At 64.8% G+C, this 16,994-nt stretch carries 13 protein-coding genes and 1 riboswitch; of the genes, 1 reads left to right on the top strand and 12 read right to left on the bottom strand.

Annotated elements, in window-relative coordinates; genetic code table 11:
• Positions 1–341: 341 nt before the first annotated feature.
• The 4 genes from PHI64_RS19370 to PHI64_RS19355 all read right to left on the bottom strand — a co-directional run bounded on the left by PHI64_RS19370 (position 342) and on the right by PHI64_RS19355 (position 6,600).
• On the bottom strand, positions 342–3,479 hold the full coding sequence (locus PHI64_RS19370; RefSeq protein ID WP_299886495.1) for a CusA/CzcA family heavy metal efflux RND transporter: 3,138 nt from the start codon (positions 3,477–3,479) through the stop codon (positions 342–344).
• A 13-nt stretch (positions 3,480–3,492) separates the two neighbouring features.
• Positions 3,493–4,794 carry an efflux RND transporter periplasmic adaptor subunit gene (locus PHI64_RS19365; protein ID WP_299886492.1) on the bottom strand — a complete coding sequence of 434 codons (1,302 nt, stop codon included), beginning with the start codon at positions 4,792–4,794 and terminating at the stop codon, positions 3,493–3,495.
• 10 nt (positions 4,795–4,804) lie between these two features.
• Positions 4,805–6,124, bottom strand: coding sequence for a TolC family protein (locus PHI64_RS19360; protein ID WP_299886489.1), 1,320 nt, complete (start codon positions 6,122–6,124; stop codon positions 4,805–4,807).
• Between the two features lie 125 nt (positions 6,125–6,249).
• Positions 6,250–6,600, bottom strand: coding sequence for a hypothetical protein (locus PHI64_RS19355; protein ID WP_299886486.1), 351 nt, complete (start codon positions 6,598–6,600; stop codon positions 6,250–6,252).
• A gap of 129 nt (positions 6,601–6,729) precedes the next feature.
• Positions 6,730–6,886: riboswitch (yybP-ykoY riboswitch) on the top strand.
• Between the two features lie 17 nt (positions 6,887–6,903).
• On the opposite strand from PHI64_RS19355, the gene PHI64_RS19350 reads away from it, so the two are divergent.
• Entirely contained in the window at positions 6,904–7,479 is a 576-nt protein-coding gene (locus PHI64_RS19350) for a TMEM165/GDT1 family protein (RefSeq protein ID WP_299886498.1), read from the top strand.
• 7 nt (positions 7,480–7,486) lie between these two features.
• Here the strand turns inward: PHI64_RS19350 and cheB are convergent, their stop codons facing one another.
• The 8 genes from cheB to PHI64_RS19310 form a co-directional block, all read right to left on the bottom strand.
• Complete coding sequence (gene cheB, locus PHI64_RS19345; RefSeq protein ID WP_299886483.1) at positions 7,487–8,572, bottom strand: chemotaxis-specific protein-glutamate methyltransferase CheB; 1,086 nt, start codon at positions 8,570–8,572, stop codon at positions 7,487–7,489.
• A 148-nt stretch (positions 8,573–8,720) separates the two neighbouring features.
• A complete protein-coding gene (locus PHI64_RS19340; protein WP_299886480.1) occupies positions 8,721–9,380 on the bottom strand; it encodes an excisionase family DNA-binding protein in 660 nt (219 codons plus the stop codon).
• Positions 9,381–9,751: 371 nt separating this feature from the next.
• Complete coding sequence (locus PHI64_RS19335; RefSeq protein WP_299886477.1) at positions 9,752–10,282, bottom strand: hypothetical protein; 531 nt, start codon at positions 10,280–10,282, stop codon at positions 9,752–9,754.
• The gene (locus PHI64_RS19330; RefSeq protein ID WP_299886474.1) at positions 10,228–12,846 is read right to left on the bottom strand and encodes a hypothetical protein; all 2,619 of its coding nucleotides are present in this window, start codon (positions 12,844–12,846) and stop codon (positions 10,228–10,230) included. Before PHI64_RS19330 ends, PHI64_RS19335 begins: the two co-directional genes overlap by 55 nt.
• Positions 12,847–12,854: 8 nt before the next feature.
• The gene (locus PHI64_RS19325) at positions 12,855–14,933 is read right to left on the bottom strand and encodes a TIR domain-containing protein (RefSeq protein WP_299886471.1); all 2,079 of its coding nucleotides are present in this window, start codon (positions 14,931–14,933) and stop codon (positions 12,855–12,857) included.
• A gap of 9 nt (positions 14,934–14,942) precedes the next feature.
• Positions 14,943–15,272: a hypothetical protein gene (locus PHI64_RS19320; RefSeq protein WP_299886468.1), complete on the bottom strand. Its 330-nt coding sequence runs from the start codon at positions 15,270–15,272 to the stop codon at positions 14,943–14,945.
• A 102-nt stretch (positions 15,273–15,374) separates the two neighbouring features.
• Entirely contained in the window at positions 15,375–16,454 is a 1,080-nt protein-coding gene (locus PHI64_RS19315) for a chemotaxis response regulator protein-glutamate methylesterase (protein ID WP_299886466.1), read from the bottom strand.
• A 42-nt stretch (positions 16,455–16,496) separates the two neighbouring features.
• A complete protein-coding gene (locus PHI64_RS19310; protein ID WP_299886464.1) occupies positions 16,497–16,991 on the bottom strand; it encodes a chemotaxis protein CheD in 495 nt (164 codons plus the stop codon).
• Positions 16,992–16,994: the final 3 nt, after the last annotated feature.

Genomic DNA, 16,994 nt, shown 5'->3' with positions numbered 1-16,994 from the left:
CGCCAACACATCATTTCGATCCCAACGAGCCCCACAGCCGTTGGCCGCTACCGAGCGTTTCTCGTCGTCTGAGAGGGCTTCAAAAACACGAACCCCCGGAAAAACCAGGGGTTCGTCAGCAGTCTGGAAGCCCGCTTATGCGGGCTTTGGCCTTTCTGGAGCCCGATCCATGAGCTCAAGAACCCAAAGCTGAATTTTGCACTAAAACCATATTGCATGGCTCAGCTCCTGCACCGCTCGACATTGATGGAGCCGAAGCGGAAAACAAGCCCTGAAATGCAACGCCCACCTTTTCCAGATGGGCTTTTTTATCTGGCGCTCGTGGCGTCGTTCAACCCCTTCTACCCCTCCGCCTCGCCACGGTGCGTCAGCCGGTACAGAAGCGGCAGCACCAGCAGGGTCAGGGCCGTTGAAGAGAGGATTCCGCCGATCACCACCGTCGCCAGCGGCCGTTGAACCTCGGCCCCCGTGCCGGTGGCCAGGGCCATCGGGATGAAGCCGAGGGATGCCACCAGCGCAGTCATCAGCACCGGACGCAGCCGCGTCAGCGCACCCTCGTGGATGGCCTCATCCAGCGAACGTCCCTCCTCCCGCAGTTTGCGGATGAAGGCGATCATCACCAGCCCGTTGAGCACCGCCACGCCCGACAGGGCAATGAAGCCGATCCCCGCCGAGATGGAGAGCGGGATGTCACGCAGCCACAGGGCGGCGATGCCGCCGGTGAGCGCGAAGGGAATGCCCGAGAAGACCAGCAGCCCGTCCTTCATGTTGCCGAACATGGCGAACAACAGGGTGAACACCAGCAGCAGGGACACTGGAACAACGATCTTGAGCCGCCGGGAAGCTGACTCCAGTTGCTCGAAAGTGCCGCCCCAGGCGGTCCAGTAGCCCACCGGGATCTCCACCTTGCCAAGGCTTGCCTGGGCTTCAGCCACGAAGGAGCCAATGTCACGCCCGCGGACGTTGGCACTGACAACGACGCGGCGCTTGCCGTTCTCGCGGCTGATCTGATTGGGGCCCGGTGCATAGTCCAGGCTGGCCACTTCACTGAGCGGGATATAGGCCGTTCGTGCATCCCCGGCGCCATTGCCGCGCGGCAGGGCGATGGGTAGCCGCCTGAGCGATTCGGGGTCCGAGCGCAGCGCTTCTGGCAGACGGACGACGATATCGAATCGGCGATCCCCCTCGAACAGCGTACCCGCCTCCTGGCCGCCAATGGCGGTGGACACGGCATCCTGCACGTCACCCACATTAAGGCCATAGCGCGCCGTCTTGTCCCGGTCGATATCGATGGTCAACATTGGCAGGCCCGTGGTCTGTTCAACCTTGACCTCGGATGCGCCAGGGATCTGCTCCAGCACCGCGGCGATCTTCCCCGCGGTCTCGTTCATCACCTCCATGTCGTCGCCAAAGACCTTCACCGCCACATCACTGCGCACGCCGGAGATCAGTTCGTTGAAGCGGAGCTGGATGGGCTGGGAGAACTCGTAGGTGTTGCCCGGCATCTCCTCTGCCACCTTCCGAAGGTCGGCCAGCAGCGCCTCCCGGCTGCGCCGGGGTTCGGGCCACAGGGCTTCGGGCTTGAGCATGATGTAGCCGTCCGAGATGTTGGGCGGCATGGGGTCGGATGCGATCTCGGCCGTACCGGTGCGGGCAAAGACCCGCTCCACCTCCGGAAACTCGGCCTTGATCCGGCTCTCCAGCCGTTGCTGCATCTCGATGGACTGGCTCAGGCTGGTGCCCGGGATACGCAGCGCCTGGATGGCCAGGTCGCCCTCGTTGAGATTGGGGACGAACTCGCTGCCCAGCCGCGTCACCAATAGCCCCGATAGGAGGATCGTCACGGCCGTGGCGGTGAGCACCACCGGCGCATTGACCATCACCTGCCGCAGCGCCGGCTCGTAGCTGCGCCTGGCCACGCCCATCAGCACGTTCTCCTTCTCATCCACCCTGCTGCCGATGAACAGCGCCACCGCTGCGGGGATGAAGGTGACGGAAAGGATCATCGCCCCGACCAGCGCAGTGACCACCGTGAAGGCCATCGGGTGGAACATCTTTCCCTCCACCCCTGCCAAGGCGAAAATCGGCAGATAGACCACCATGATGATGAGCTGCCCGAAGAGCAGCGCGCGGCGGGCTTCCTGTGATGCCGCAAAGACCTCGTGAAAACGCTCCGCCCGGGTCAGCGGCCGGCCGAAGCGTGTCTGGGCATGGGCGAGACGCCGGACGCAGTTCTCGACGATGACCACGGCGCCGTCGATGATGATCCCGAAATCCAGTGCCCCCAGACTCATCAGGTTGGCACTGACCCGATAGCTGACCATGCCCGAGAAGGTGAACAGCATCGACAGCGGGATGACCATGGCGGTGATCAAGGCTGCGCGGATGTTGCCGAGGAACAGGAAGAGAATGACGATCACCAGGATCGCGCCTTCGAGGAGGTTCTTCCTTACCGTGTCGATGGCCTTGTCTACCAGCACCGTGCGGTCGTAAACCGTGACCACGTGGACTCCGGGCGGCAGGTTGCGGTTGATTTCCGCCATCTTCTGATCCACAGCCCGGGACACGCTCCGGCTGTTCTCGCCGATCAGCATGAACACCGTACCCAGCACGACCTCGCGGCCGTTGTCGGTGGCCGCACCGGTGCGCAGCTCACGCCCGATGCCCACATCAGCGACATCGCGGATGCGGATCGGCACGCCCTGCACATTGCCCAGGATCACGTTGCGGATATCTTCCTGGGTCCGCAACTGCCCCGGAGCACGGATCAGGTACTGCTCGCCGCGCTTTTCGATGTAGCCGGCGCCGGAATTGCTGTTGTTGCGATCCAGGGCAGCCACCACACTCTGCAGAGTCAGGCCGTAGGAAGCGAGCTTTTCCGGGCTCGGTGCCACCTGGTACTCCTTGGCGAAGCCGCCTATGGAGTTGATCTCGGTCACGCCGGTCACGTTACGTAGCTGGGGCTTGATGATCCAGTCCTGGATCTCGCGCAGGTCGGTGGGTGTGTAGGGCTTGCCGTCCGGCCTGAGCGCGCCGTCCTCGGCCTCCACCGTCCACAGGTAGATCTCCCCAAGCCCCGTGGAAATCGGCCCCATGGCCGGCGTGATGCCGGCGGGCAGCTTCTCGCGGGCCTCCTGGATGCGTTGATTGACCAGCTGCCGTGCAAAGTAGATGTCGGTGCCATCCTTGAAGATGACGGTCACCTGCGATAGCCCGTAGCGCGACAGGGAGCGCGTCTGCTCCAGCTGCGGCAGGCCGGCCATCACGGTCTCCACCGGGTAGGTCACCCGTTGCTCGACTTCCAGTGGCGAATACCCCGGCGCGGCGGTGTTGATCTGGACCTGGACGTTGGTGATGTCGGGCACGGCGTCGATGGGCAGGCGCTGGTAGTTGAAGATACCCAGCGCCGCCATGCCCAGGACGGCCAGCAGAACCAGCCAGCGCTGCTCGATGGCAAGGCGGATGATGCGTTCAAACATGGCTCATTCCCCCTCAGTGGCTGTGCTCGGCGCTGCCCTTGCCGAGTTCCGACTTGAGCACGAAACTGCCCGACGCCGCATAGGGCGTACCCGCCTCAAGGCCGCTACGGACTTCGATCCGCTCACCATCCGAACGGCCAAGGGTGACCGGCCGGGCGACAAAGCCGTCGGCCACCCGGACGAACACCACCGGCCGGTCATCAATCGTCTGAAGCGCATCGGTGGCAATGCTCACCGGCACCCGGGCCTCGCCCGACACGACCTCCACGTTCACAAACAGGCCGGGCCGCCAGGCCATCTTCGGATTGGACAGGGTCACCCGCGCCTTCGCGCTGCGGGTGTCCTGCCCGAGGAGCGCCCCCACATAGGCGATGCGGCCTTCCGCGGAGGAGTCGAAGGCTGTCGCGCGCACCACTACCTTCTCCCCGACCCGGACCAGGTTCAGGTCCTTCGCCGGCACCACAATCTCGGCCCATACCGACGACAGGTCCGACAGAGTGAAAATGCTGGCGTCTTCCTTCACCGCCTCACCTAAGGTGATGTGCTTCTCGACTACGACGCCGTCAAATGGCGCCCGGATTTCGTAGCGGCTCAGGCGCCCGGCCCCCCCCGCGGAGGCACCGAGGGCAAGCAGCTTCTGCTGCATGTTGGCCACGCTGATCTCGGCTTCGCGCAGCGTCTGCTGGGCGGCCAGATAGTCCTGCTCGGCGGAGATCTTCTCCTGCCAGAGCTGCTTTTCCCGGATATAGGTGGATTGGGCAAGGCTCAAGCGCCTCTGGGCGGCCAGCAGTGCGCTGCGCAGCTCCGAAAGCCCTGTGCTGGCAATGACAGCCAGCACCTGCCCACGCTTGACCGGCTGCCCCAGATTGGCGGGGACGCTCTCGACGACTCCGGCCAGTCTCGGCACCACGTGAGCCGTGCGGTCTTCGTTGAAACGGATCTCTCCGGGCAGGATACTGCTCGTCCGGATGGTGGCCGGCCCGGCCTTGTCGACACCGATACCGGCCGCCCTGATCCGGGACTCGCTCAGCACCAGCGCATTGCTGTCAGCTTCGGCGACGGACGAGCTCGCATGGTGCTCCGGATCTTCATGTCCGGCCTCATGATCGTGCCGCTCCGCGGCCTTGACGCCGTGGTGCTCGCCATCGTCGTGGCCACGAGCATCGCTGTGGGCGGCGTGATCATCGGGAGCACCCGCCGGGGCGCTCCCCAGAATCCAGCCACCGGCAGCAATGCCACCGATGAGAATGGCGGCAATCACCGCAAGCTGCTTTCTGCTCAGGCCCAGGACTGTCCTGTTAGCTGTGTTGTTCATGCTGTTTCTCTCAAAGAGGTTCGGCCGTCGCAGATGACGGCAGGGTGATCGCGCCGAGGACCCGCTCCAGCTCGGCCGCGGTCCGATGCGCATCGGCGAGGCTCCTGAGGTACTGGGTGCGGGCCTGGAAGAAGGTGCGCTGGGCGTCGAGCACATCCAGGAAGCTGAACTTCCCGAGCTCGTAGCCCTTGCTGGCCGCCTCGTAGGCGCTCCGGGCGCCCGGCACGATCTCCTGGTGGAGGGTTTGCGCTTCCATGAGCAGGGCTTTGAGGCGTTCGTGGTTTCCGGTCACCTCCGCGCCAAGGCGGAGCACTGCGGTGTGCAGTTCATCCCGTGCCTTGTCTGCCCGCCGCAGGGCCTCCAGCAGCCCACCCTGGTTGCGGTCGAACACCGGCAGCGGAATCGACAGGCCCACCACCGCCTGATTGCGCCCGAGTTCCTCGGCCCGCTTGGCGCCCAGGCTCACCGTCACGTCTGGAATCCGCTTGGCCCGGGCCAGCTCGGCCAGGGCCGTAAAGCGCTCCACCTCATGGCGGGCCCGGGCCAGCTGCGGAGCCTTGTCCAGGCGCGCCGCCAGCTCCTCGTCCGACAGCAGGACGGGCAACTGATCAGTACGGCCTTCAGCCATCGAAAAGCGGGGCTGGGCGCTGCCCCAGGTAGTGACCAGGCGCTTCCGGGCGGCCGTCAGATCCACCCGGGCCTGGCCCAGTTCGACCTTCGCCGACGCCTCGGCAACCCGCGCCTTCGTCTCCTCGACGGGCGAGACCTTGCCCGCCACAACCCGCCGGGACGCGGCCGCGGTCGCTCGCTGGGCCAGCGCCAGGAGGTCTTCCATCTGCTGGATGCGCTCCTGCGCCACCAGAACCTCAAAGAAGGCAGCGACGGTAGCTGCCCTTATTTCCAGGCGTCGGCCTAGCAGGTCCGCCATCGCCACATCACGCCCGCGCTCTGCCGAGGCGATCCGCGCGGTGCGCTTGCCGCCCAGCTCCACCATCTGGCTGATCTGCAAGGTGGTGGTGCGTGTCGCACGATTCTGGGTATCTTCAACCGACGTCGACACCTCCGGGTTCGGCAGCAGGCCGGCCTGGATGACTGCGCCCTCCACTGCACGCAGTTCATTGGCCGCCGCGGACAACTCCGGGTTGGCAGCCATCGCCAGGACGATCGCCGCGTCGAGCGTGAGCGGACCGGTCGGCTCTGCAGGGTTGGCGGCCATTGCGGCAGACACCGCGTACTTGCCAATGCCTGCGCCGGCTTCGGCATGCACAGGCAACGCCATGAGCGCGAGCGCGCCGGCTACTGCAAGGGTGAATCTTGGTTTGGATTGCATCCGATTCTTCTCCAGAAAACATGGAAGTGGAATCGGCGAGGCATGACCGCATGCCGCACGGGGCGCGCAAGAGCGCCCTGCGGATCAACAGTCGAAGGAGATGAGTGCCAGAACTCGCCTCGCCGTCAGGCGAAGCGGGGCCAGTTGGGGCGGTCTGGCTGGGCTTGAGGTGGCGTGGGCAGCGCAAACGCCGGGGCCGGGGCAGGCGTCGGCGCAATGGCCAGGGATGCTACGCGGGAGGTGTCGGAGTACATGGCGCTGCAGAAAGCATGGCAGACATGGCAGTCGCCATCTTCCAGCGCCGACAGAGGCATGTCCGGCTCACCGACATCAGCTTCACTCTGGTGCTCATGGGTGTGGTGCCCGAAGTGGAAGGCCTGCGCACCTTTTTCATGGGGGCAGTACTGCGCCGCTGCGGCCCAGACGGCTTGCAGCGGTAACAAGAGCAGGAAGAAGACGGCAATCCAGCGGCGCATGGGCGCAGAGTCTAACCCAAGGAGGCAGCCGATTGACCTCGCTTTTTGGCCGTCCGCACTTAAGCCGCCACTTTTTTCGCAAGATTTCTGCTGCGGCGCACCACCGACCCAGCGGACATCGGTATAATCCGCGGCGTCATTGGGGAGTAGCCTCTCTTCGCCCAGAAGAGGCTTGCGTCAACATACTTGCCGGCCACGGCATGGCGCAAGCGGTTCCCATACTTGGCAAGACCATTGACCACCCAAGCTCCCAAGGCCGGAGAGCTTGCGTGGTCAATTGGAAACTCCGGCCAGTACTGCATGATGGAATCCTTTCTCGTCTCCACTGGCATCGTTGCCCTCGCTGAAATCGGCGACAAGACTCAACTTCTTGCTTTCATCCTTGCGGCCAAGTTCCGCAAACCTGTCCCCATCATCATCGGCATTCTGGTTGCCACCCTGGCCAACCACGGCTTCGCCGGTGCGTTGGGTGCCTGGATCACTTCCCTGGTAGCCCCGGAAGCCATGCGCTGGGTCCTGGGCCTGTCGTTCATCGGCATGGCGATCTGGACGCTGATCCCGGACAAGTTTGATGAGGAAGAGGCGAAGTTCGCCAGATTCGGGGTTTTCGGAACAACACTGATCGCCTTCTTTCTGGCCGAGATGGGCGACAAAACCCAGGTGGCCACCGTTGCGCTGGCGGCCCAGTACCATGCCTTCATTCCCGTTGTCGCCGGCACCACGCTGGGGATGATGATCGCCAACGTACCGGCGGTGCTGCTGGGCAACCGTATCGCCGACAAGATGCCGGTGCGCCTGGTTCACATGATCGCCGCAGCCATCTTTGCCATCCTTGGCGTAGCCACCCTGCTCGGCGCAGGCGAGTCCCTCGGGCTGTAGGTTCGGCTCAGGCCGGGCCTTGCTCCATGCTCACCTCGGGGGCCGGCTCGACGCTGCCCATGATGGCTTCCGGGATTGCCTGCAGAGGTAGCACGCGGGTGACGGCCCCCATCCTGATGGCCTCACCGGGCATGTTGAAGCCCACACAACCGGCCTCGTCCTGGGCAATGGTGCGGGCACCGGCCTCGTGCATTTCCTTGAGACCGCGCACGCCATCATTGCCCATGCCGGTCATGATGATGCCCAGAGCCTCCTTGCCGGCAAAGCGCGCCACCGACCGGAACAGCACATCCACCGACGGGCGACGCCGGCTCACCGCCGGGCCGTCGATGATATCCACCACGTACTGGGTTCCGCTGCGCTTGAGCAGCATGTGCGCACCGCCCGGCGCAAGCAGCACGCGACCGGGAAGCACCCGGTCACCGTGGCGGGCCTCCCGCACCTCGACCTGGCACAAGGGGTTGAGCAGCCGCGCAAAGGCTGCCGTGAAACCCTCAGGCATGTGCACTACCGCCACCACGCCTGGGCTGTCAGCCGGCAAGGCCCGTAGCACCGTCTCCAAGGCGCGAGCGCCACCTGCCGATGCTCCGATCGCCACCACCGGCGGAAACCTGCTGCAAGACGGGCATGCGGCGATGGGTCGTGGCGTGATGGGTCGCGGGGCGATGGGCTCGCCCCCTGCCGGAACGATCCGGGCATGGGATGCGGCACGGACTGCATGCAGCAGATCGTCAGAGAGATCCGTCGAAACCTTGCGGGGAATCCCGGTGGGCCGGGTGACCGCGCACACGGCCCCTGCACCCAGGGCATCCATCGCCAGCTCAATGCCGGCCTCGGTCGGCGGTGCGGAGACGACGACAGGGGTGGGCCTTTCAGCAAGGATCTGCCTGAGCAGCGCCACGTCATCCACCCCGGCCAACCCCAGCTGGAGGACGATCACATCCGGCCATTGGGCCTGCAGGGCTTCACCCACACGCTGCAGGTCAGCAGCAACACCGGTTATCTCGACCTCCCCTCTGGCAGAAGGCTGCGCTGTCAGCACCTGGCACAGCACGGCGGAATCATCAACGATCAAGACCTTGATTGAAGACATGGATTGACTCCCGATGGTCTGGACCGCGTCAGGCGTCCTTGAAAAGGATGCCGGCAGCGTCGATGTCGCTGGCGCCTGCAAAGATGGATACCGGCCGTGGCTGCCGGGCAGCGATACCGCGGCGGAAGGGCTGGGGCGGGCATGGCATTCACTGGGCGCTTGGTGTGGCACGAAGATTCATCGCACGCAGCTTTTTGGCCGGCCTGGCCTCGGGGCTCACCCGCAGCCAGGTACGACGAAAAGCTCGCACCAGGGCGGCAATCTCATGGCCGTCCGCTGGCGCCCCCATGACCACGACCTCGTCGGGCAGGCGCTGGCGGACCCCCACCCTGTCCGCCTCCGACGCCACCAACACGATGATGAGCATCGGTCGTTCCCGGGCGTGGGCCACGAGGGCTTCGACCATGCTGAAAAAATCGAGGCCGGCGAGGCTAAGGTCGGTGATCAGCGCTTCGGGATTGGCTTCGCCGATACGGATCAATGCCTCAAAGCCATTCCGGGCCGTCACCACCCGACAGTCAGGCAGAACGTGCGCCAGCAAGCCCCGCAGGGCTTCACCGTCTTCAGGCTCTTCACGCAGCACCAGTACCCCGAAGGGAGCCGCAGGCGCCACCAATGCAGCATGCCGGTGTTTGTGCATCAGACGCTCTACCGAGTCGAGCAGGATGCGACGATGCCCGCCGGGCGTCTTCCACGCCTGCAGATGCCCCTCCTCGACCCACAGCTGTGTGGTGCGCACACTGATGCCGAGCAGGCGGGATGCCTCACGGGTCGAGCAGATGCGGGTGGTGTCGGGGTGCTCGGTCATAGTCCATCTACAGCCTCAAGATATTGTTAATTCTAACATTTGATCTTGTTATTGTCGTATTTGTTGTTTATTTAAACGTGAAAATTACACGCGAGATCTGCTGACCTGCAAGCTGAATGCACTTAGATGGCAATCTTAAGCAATGATTACATTGAGTATTTTATTGTTTTCAATACCTTCAACCTCCCCAAAAAAAGAGGAGCTCCGAGCCTGACAGGGAAGTCCGCCTGGCGATTTAAACATTAAATTCGATAAATTCACACACCAACTCACCTTTGCCCGCTACGACAAACGCCCCTGCCGGCCATAACCGGAAGGGGGGCTGAAGAGGTATCCAGGATGCCTGGGGTGACACCCGGGCACGGGGCCGGCTAAGGCAGGCGTGTTTCGAGAAGGGATCGGGCGAAGCCGTTCAGCTCATCATCCGCCCTCGCCCACGCGTCACCATCGAAGGTGGTGATTCGGTCGCCATTACGGCGCAGGATGCGCTTGCCGTCGGCACTGAAGCGTGCGTCGCGCACCCGGTCGGTCTCGCCTTCCAGGGTGCTGAGGGCCTGCCGGCTCCAACTCCAAACCCGGGCCGTACCATCTGCCCCCGTGGAGACAATGCGCTCCCCGTCGGGATGGATGTCCAGGCTGATCACCGGTCCGGCGTGGGCAGCGACGCCATTGTGGTCCTGCCTGGGGGCATCCAGATCGTAAAGGCGCAGGTGGCCACCCGAGCCCCCGCTGGCCAGGCGCCGACCACGCCGGTCAAAGGCCAACGCGTAGATGGGGCTGTCCAGATCGTCTGCCTCGAAGACGGCAGCCCCGCCCGCAACCGGCAACACCCGCAGGTGACCGCTGTTCAGGCCCAGGGCGAGCAGCGGCGCGTCAACACTGCAACCCGCCGTGCGCACCACCTACCTTTGTGCAGCAGATTTCGGCCGGCACTGCTACTGCCGGTTTCGAAGAGCTCGCCAGTAGCAAGTCGGAAGCTGTACCGCCCATTGGCGCTGAGGATCAGCCCGTTGCCCATGGGCGGCAGAAAATCGGCCGGCTGAAGCCGCCACAGCTTGACCGTACCATCGGCGCCGGCGCTCACCACCCGAGCACTGTCGGGCGCAAACAGTGCGGCCCGCACTTCCTGACCATGGCCACGGAACTCCCGGGCGCGGAAGGCAAAGGGTTCGTCCCACACTCGCACGGTGTCGTCCCGACCATAGGACAGGATGCGCCGGCCGTCCGGGCTGAAATAGGCCGCCAGCGCGCCCCCCGCATGGATGCCGGGCAGGACATGGGGAGCAGCACCTTCGGGCTGGACGTCGGGCAGCACATCCCAGATGTACACGCCACCATCGGAGCTGGTAGCCACCAGTCGCCGCCCGTCCGGTGCGTAGCGCACCGACGTGGCCGACACCGGGGGTTGCTCCGGCTGGACAGGGAGCGCCAGGGGGTGGCCGATGAGGTGGCCACGGGCAGTCCAGCGGTAAAGCGTGCCATCTGCCACCGCCACTGCCACTTCGGCGCCATCGGGCGAGAAGCTGGCCCCGAAGACTTCATCCGGATGGGTCAGGGTGGCGCTCAGGCGGCCATCAGCCGCATCCCAGATGCGGGCGGTGTTGTCGTTGTTGCCATACGACAGCACCCATTTGCCACTGTCGTCAAAGCTGGCCGAGCCCACATTGCCGAAATGCCCCGACAGACGGGTGAGCGAGCACGCCCCGCTGGTGCCGGCGAGCAGCAAATCCGGGGTAGTGCCGTCCTCCGATTCGCGGATGGCCACCACCCGCTTGCCGTCACGGCTGATGTCGGCGTCCAGCCACGGCGGACCGCCAGCATGGCCACACTCCGCCAGCAGCTTTCCGCTTCGCTCCCAGACCCGCAGCAGGCCATCCCGGCTGGCCGAAACCACGCGTGCCCCATCCTCCGAGACGGCAATCGCCACCACCGGTCCGGTGTGGATGATGCGCGCCTGTACGGCGAGGCTCTGGCTGTGCAGCAGGCGCGCTTCGCCGTCGTCACCGGCGCTGACGATCCATGCTCCGTCGCGACTGAAGGCCACCGCATTGGCAGCACCCTTGTGGGGCGGCAGCGCGGGGTTGTGCAGAAAGCCGGAGATGGCCAGGCGCAGGGTATTACGCACATTGCGGTCACTCGACCCGGCAGCCAGGCCAAGGGCCTCCTCCAGCGCCCGACGGGTGTCCACCTCGATGCGGTCGGTCACTTCGGCAGCAATCCGGCGGGCGTTGGCCTCCTGCCTGTCCTGCTGCAGGGTGTAGAGATTGAGCCCGACCGCAGCCACCAGCGCGAGGCCCGCCAGGCCACCCAGACACTGGTTGCGGCGGCGGAACCGCTGTTCAGCCCAGGGGCGCACGATTTCAATGAAGGCGTCGTGCTGCAACTCGTAGCTCACCCCGCCCGCCGCATCCCGGGTGCGCACGATGCGGTGCTCGCGGAGCACATCGAGAACCCGCTCGGTACGCTTTTCAGAGGTGCCCGCCTGGGCGGCCAGAGCTTCGAGGGGATAGGCGATCTTGACGCCGTTCCGCGGCGCCAGCGCCTTGAGGATCTGCGCTGCGTCGATAGACTGGAACAACCCGAAATGACGGGTCACATCGTGGAGATAGGCCGCGATGATGCCTCGACGCCCACCGAGGGCCAGGTAGTCAGCCATGCGCAGGCCAGGCTTGCCTGTGGCCAGGGCCTTGTCCCACAGACAACGGCAGATCAGTTGCAGGAAGGGCAGCTCTATGCCGCCACGGAACAGTCGGCCAGCGGATTTCTCGGGGTCACCGGGCGCGAGATCATCCAGGAGGCGATCCACCAGTTCGTCGTCACACACCCCGCCAAAGCGTCGGGCGGGCGCCGCAATGGCTTCCCGCGCCCGCGCCCGGTCCAGATGCTCCAGGTGATAGGTGGAGGCAAACAGGGCCAGTACCTGCCCGCGCAAACAGGCATCGACACTGGCCAGAAATTCCTCGCGAAAGGACAGCACCACCCGCAGGTCGAGGGGCGTGCGCAGCAGAGCCCCGAGGGCGGCAGGCAGATGCCCCAGGTCGCCGGCGTAACGCTGCAGGTATTCCTCAAACTGGTCCAGCACCAGAACCAGGGTGTTGTCGTCCCGCGCTAACGCCGCCCGGGCCGCGTCCACCAACTGCCCGGCACCGGGCGCCAGGGGGCCGCCGGCGATAGCCTGGGCTAGCGCATCGCAGGGGTCGGGCGTATTCCACTTGTCGAAGTACACCACCTGGGCTTCTTCGGCCCGCAGCTCCGGAATCACCAGGGCCCGCAGCAGCGAGGTCTTGCCCACCCCGGATGGCGCATAGAGCAGCGTGAGTGGATGCGAGAAGAGCTTGTTGATGAGCAGCTGGGCATCCCGCTCACGGCCAAAAAAGCGGTCGCGCTCGGCCTCCGTATAGGGTTTGAGGCCGACATACGGCTCATTGACGTCGGCAGGCAGCAGGGAATGGGGAGCGTCGGACATGGAATGCCCTATTTGAACTGTCCGAGGGTCTGCACGAAGGCTTCACAGTCTGACTGGAGACGGTCTTCCGCTGCCACCAACTGAGCCCAGAAGCGCTCTTCAATGGGCGAGACCGCTGTACGCACCGCGTAGCGCCGACGCGGCCGCACCTGCCCCTCATTGCTGAAGATGTGACCGACCAGGCGGTAATGCCACACGTCCAGGTTGTAGCCGAGAAACAGCAGGGCGCTCTTCTGCAGGCGCCGCGAGAAGGCGCTGGGCGGCTTGGTGTGTTCGTTTTCCAGGCGGCCGAGGAAGGTCATGTGGTCACTCTCGGTGATGACCACGGTGTCGATGCCCGAATGGCGGTCGGCCAGCTCATTGGCGAAGGGAGAGCCAACAATCTTGTAGATGATCCGATCCCCATGCTCCCCCAGATCGGAGATCAGCCAGTTGTCGGCCAGCTTGATCTCGACCGAAGACACCTGCCCTCCCCTGCGGATCACCAGCAGGCGTCCATCCAGCTCGTCATCCTCGGCCGTCAGGATGTGGGTGACCACCGTGAAAGGCAGCCCGGCCTGCTCCAAAAGGCTCTCGAAAACCCAGTCGTAGCTGGCAGAGACGATGATCCAGGGCGTCTGCATGGCCGCCAGGAAGCGGTGGGTCTGGGTTTGCGTCTGGGCCTGCAGAATGCTCTGGCTCTGTTCGCGCAGCACGGTGGTGAGACGCTTGAGGAAGGCGCCCCGCTCGCCGCCGAACACCAGCAACAGGTACTCCGCCGCGGTGGCCAGCGGATAGCGCTCGTCCAGACGCATGCCGGCCTCCAGGCCAGCTGTCTCGATCAGGGCGCTGACCAGCCGGAAGGCACTGAGGGGGCCACTGCCGAAAACCCCGTCACCCAGCAGGGGTACCAGCCGCCCTTCGTCGAGGGCTCCGCGGATGGCCAGAAAGAACTCGCGGTTGCCGCGCAGGGCGGTGGCCGTCGGTGCGGCAGTGGTACGCCGGGCAACCTCGCCACGGCTGGAGTTTGTGTTGAAGCCCTTGCTCAGGGGTTTGTTCTCGGGTGCCTCCGCTTCGATGCGGGCCTGCACGTAGCGGCAGATCTCATCGGCGGTGAGGATGCTGTCACCGTCGTCTGCCTCGAAGGTCTCCACGCCATGAACAAACCAGCGCACCAGGCGTGAAAGTGGCACGCTCCGTTCGGCTACATCCCGGTCGAGCACCGTGCTCCCCGACAGCACGTACTTACCCTGCCCCTGCCCCAGGTTGGCGACCAGAATTGACGGAATATCCACTTGCCCGACCGCATCCGTGGTCAGGCTGTAGATGCAGTCAAGCAGGATGATCAGTTGCGAGGCACTGCTCTCGTTCAGCGCCCGCTTGGCAATCCACTCCATGGAAATCGCCGTAGCATCCAGGTAATCAAGCTCGGAGTCGTTGGGGCAGAGGTAAAGATCGCCCCGGGCCGACAGCTTCGCATGGCCGCAGTAGTAAAGCAGCACGGTGTCGTTGGGGAGAGCATCCTTGAAGACCTTCTGCAGGCTCTTCATCAGGGCTGTTTTTTCCGGGTTGATCAGGGTTTCCACCTGAAAGTGCGTGTCGTCCCGGTCAGCCAGCAGCTTGCGCAGGGCATCCACGCTGGTGGACGCACAGCCGGGCGCCTGGAAGCCAGTGCCGTGGGCGTAGGCATCCACGCCCACCAACAGGGCCGAACGGCTGCCCCGTACACGCTTCTCCAGCGGTGCGATCAGCACCTCCGCCAAAAGGGGGTCGTCCGCGTCGCCGTTCCAGGCGCGCAGGTCTATCCACTGGGACTCTGTAAAGCCGAGGGGGACCTCCTCACCGTCAAGACAGACCTGCAGCAAGGTCCGGCGCTGGGCTGCACGGCTGGCTTCGGAACGCACGAAGTCCTTGTTCCGGGAGCTCTCGCTCCACAGCACCAGCACGCAGCGGGCTTCATCGATCTGCTCCTCAAGCTCCTTGCGCCAGGTGCAGGCGGCATCCAGGTCTTTGTCCCACCACACCGAGAAGCGCATTGCCAAGGCCGTGGCGAGGGCTTCGGCCTGGGCCCGGTCAGCGTGTCCGTAGCTGAGGAAGATGTCGGCCATGGTGCATGCCTACTGGGCCACTCCGGGCACGGCGCCCCAGGGGGTGTAGCAGGCACACGCGGATCCGACAGGCATGGCTACGGCCATCGGACAGGGGCCGGCGTTGGTCATGCAGAGGGTAGCAAACCGCGGGCGCGGCATTTGCTGCTGTGGCGACATCGACGGCACGCGCTGCTGCGTGGTGCCGCCGCACAGGCGATCAATCTCCGCCTGTGGCACGCCCTCGTTTCGCAACTGGATGCGCTCGCGGGTCGTGCAGAAAGCCAGCGCGTCGGCAACCGGCAGACCGGCGACCGCCAATAGCCCTAGCAACACCAAGCGATGCGTCATGGAATTCATCACCCCGCGACCGGAAGCCTCATTTCCGTTATACGGTGCGACTCTCCGAATGTCCATGCGCGATGGAATGAACGCCCATGCCGAAAGACTTCTCGGCCTGCATCACCCCTTGCGGCTGATCCGCCCCAGGATGACAGAGGGAATGTCCTGGAGCGGCAGGATGCGGTCTACCGCACCGAGCTTCACGGCCTCTTTGGGCATGCCATACACCACGCAGGTAGCCTCGTCCTGGGCAACCGTCCAGGCACCCGCATCGTGCATTTCCTTCATGCCCCGGGCGCCATCATCACCCATGCCCGTCATGATGATTCCTACCGCATTGCGGCCGGCAAAGCGGGCCACCGAACGGAACAGCACGTCCACCGACGGCCGATGGCGGCTGACCGGGGGGCCGTCGACCACGTCCACCACGTACTGGGCGCCACTGCGCTTGAGAAGCATGTGGCGGCCGCCCGGTGCGATCAGCACCCGACCGGGCACCACCCGGTCTCCTTGGCGCGCTTCGCGCACCTCCACCTCGCACACCGTATCGAGACGCTGTGCAAAGGCACCGGTGAACTTCTCGGGCATGTGCTGGACAATCACAATACCTGGGCATACCCGGGGCAGAGCGCGCAACACAGCCTCCAGCGCCTGGGTCCCCCCCGTCGATGTGCCGATCGCCACCACCGTCTCGGTAGTCTGGGCCATCGCCGTGCCCGGTGGCAGGATGGCGTCGGCCGACAGCTTCGGCGCCGTCGGCACGGCAATGCTCTGGCTCGCGGCCATCAGTCGTCGCACCTTCGCCCGCGCGGCCACCTTGACGGCGCTGACAAGGTCATCCGAGCTGTCTGTCAGAAACTGCTTGAGCCCAATCTTGGGCTTGGAGACGACGCAGACCGCACCCGCCGACAAGGCCTGGAGTGCCGTCTCCGACCCCTTCTCGGTCAGGGTCGAACAGATCACCACCGGCGTGGGGCGCTCAGCCATGATCTTGCGCAGGAAGGTGATTCCGTCCATGCGCGGCATTTCCACATCGAGCACGATGACGTCCGGCCAACATGCCTTCATCCTTTCGAGAGCGAATAAGGGATCGACGACCGCGCCGATGACCTCGATGGCGCGATCCTCGCCAAGTGTTGCCGACAAGACCTGGCGGACCACCGCCGAATCGTCAACGATCATAACTTTGATTGGGGGCATGGCTTTCCTTTTTTCATAGTTGTCATAGCTGTTCGAGTGAGATCAGCTCGACCATCCGGCCGCGTGTCTCACGATGACGCGCCCGCTCCAGATATCGAAGAGCAGATGGCGATGACCGCTCCCCTCAACATGTGCGCCTGCGCAGCTCAGGCAGTGGGCACGCAACAGCTCGTGGGCGAGGACCACGTTCTTCTGCCCGATCAGGGGGGTGCCTCGCCCGCGGGCGAGGTCGGGAAACATGTTGCCACCGCCGAAGAGGCGGACCCGGTAGTCTTCGGGCCGCGTCCGGGCAGAACGAATCTCCCTGAGCATCAGGTCGAAGGCCTCATCTCCGTAGCGTCCGTCCAGCCCCCGGGAGGAAGTGTGGCTGCGACGGGGCAGCACGAAATGACACATGCCTCCGATCAGCCGGTCGGGGTGCCAGAACACCACCGACACACAAGAGCCAAGCACGGTGCGGATGCGCGTGTGGCGGTCGCCGAAATACCACTCGCCCGGCCGCAGGAAGATCTCGACGACGCCGTTGGGCATGCGCATGAT

This window comes from Zoogloea sp. (genome assembly GCF_028689785.1).
Taxonomy (GTDB): Bacteria; Pseudomonadota; Gammaproteobacteria; order Burkholderiales; family Rhodocyclaceae; genus Zoogloea.
Note: the sequence above shows the minus strand (reverse complement) of the source record. Positions and strands in the feature narration are given on the sequence as shown.